The organism is Segeticoccus rhizosphaerae (assembly GCF_005222685.1).
Lineage (GTDB): Bacteria > Actinomycetota > Actinomycetes > Actinomycetales > Dermatophilaceae > Segeticoccus > Segeticoccus rhizosphaerae.
Map to the genome: position 1 here is coordinate 1 of NZ_SWMA01000098.1, position 1,300 is coordinate 1,300.

Here is a 1,300-nt window from a genome sequence, read left to right on the forward strand (position 1 = left end):
GTGTCTGATTCCACGAGATAGTTGGCACCTGTCCCGCGACATGGTTGGCACCTAGCGCGGAGGTGTGGCATGTCACTCGCGGAGCTGGTCATCACGTCGGTCATGGTCGAGGGTCGCTCCAAGAGTGAGGTCGCTCGCGACTACAAGATCTCCCGGTACTGGGTCCAGCAGCTGCTCAAGCGCTACAAGACCGAGGGTGAGGCCGCGTTCACGCCGCGGTCGCGAAGACCTCACACCAGCCCGCAGGCGATCAGCCTGGAACTGGAAGACCAGATCATCAGGTTGCGCAAGCGCTTGTCCAAGAAGGGTCTGGATGCCGGCGCCGAGACCATCCGCGCTCACCTGGCCACCGCGGGGGTGGCCAGGCTGCCGGCCGTCTCAACAATCTGGAGGGTCCTGGCCCGCCGCGGGTTCATCACCCCGCAGCCGAACAAGAGACCCAAGAGCGCCGGCACCCGGTTTTGTGCCGACCTGCCCAACGAACGCTGGCAAGCCGACGTCACCCACTGGAGGCTGGCCGACGGCACCAGCGTAGAGATCCACAACCTGCTCGATGACCACTCCCGACTCGCGTTGCGGTCCAAGGCCAGGATCACCACTACCGGCCCCGACGTCCTGGCCGACTTCCGGGCCGCCTTCCGCCGCCACGGGATACCCCGCTCGGTGCTCACCGACAACGGCGCGATCTACACCGGCAAACCACGCCGCGGGGGCCGCGTCGCCATCGAGATCGAGCTAGACCTGCTCGGCGTCCGCCTGCACCACTCCCGGCCCTACCACCCCCAGACCCAAGGCAAGGTGGAGCGGTTCCACCAGACCATGAAGAAATGGCTCGCTGCCCAGCCCCCAGCCCGCACCATCGTCCTGCTGCAACGCCAGCTGGACCGGTTCGTGCGCTACTACAACACCGTGCGACCGCACCGGGCCCTGGACCGACACACACCAGCCCAGGCCTACACCGCCCGAACCAAAGCGACACCGGCGAAACCCTCCATCGGCGTCCACCACCGGGTCCGCCGCGACAAGGTCGACACCGGCGGCGTCATCACCATCCGCTACGACAGCCAACTGCGCCACATCGGCCTGGGCCGCCAGCACGCCGGCACCCGCGTCCTGGCCCTGATCGCCGACCGCTACATCCGCATCGTCAACGCCCAGACCGGCCAACTCCTTCGCGAGCTCACCCTGGACCCCACCCGCGACTACCAACCACGCAACCGCACACCAGGCCCTCGCAAAACAAGACCCTGAATGCAACGATGTCTCGCGACACCTGTCAACGGTGTCGCGAGACATCGCA

Annotated in this window: 1 protein-coding gene; it reads left to right on the plus strand. The window is 66.6% G+C overall.

From position 1 onward, the window contains the following. The first annotated feature begins 69 nt into the window (after positions 1-69). Complete coding sequence (locus FCN22_RS21460; RefSeq protein WP_137123597.1) at positions 70-1,251, plus strand: IS481 family transposase; 1,182 nt, start codon at positions 70-72, stop codon at positions 1,249-1,251. The last annotated feature ends 49 nt before the right edge of the window (positions 1,252-1,300 follow it).

Excerpts from the sequence above, each read along its gene's own strand:
- FCN22_RS21460 (WP_137123597.1), top strand. The coding sequence starts at position 70 with ATGTCACTCGCGGAGCTGGTCATCACGTCGGTCATGGTCGAGGGTCGC.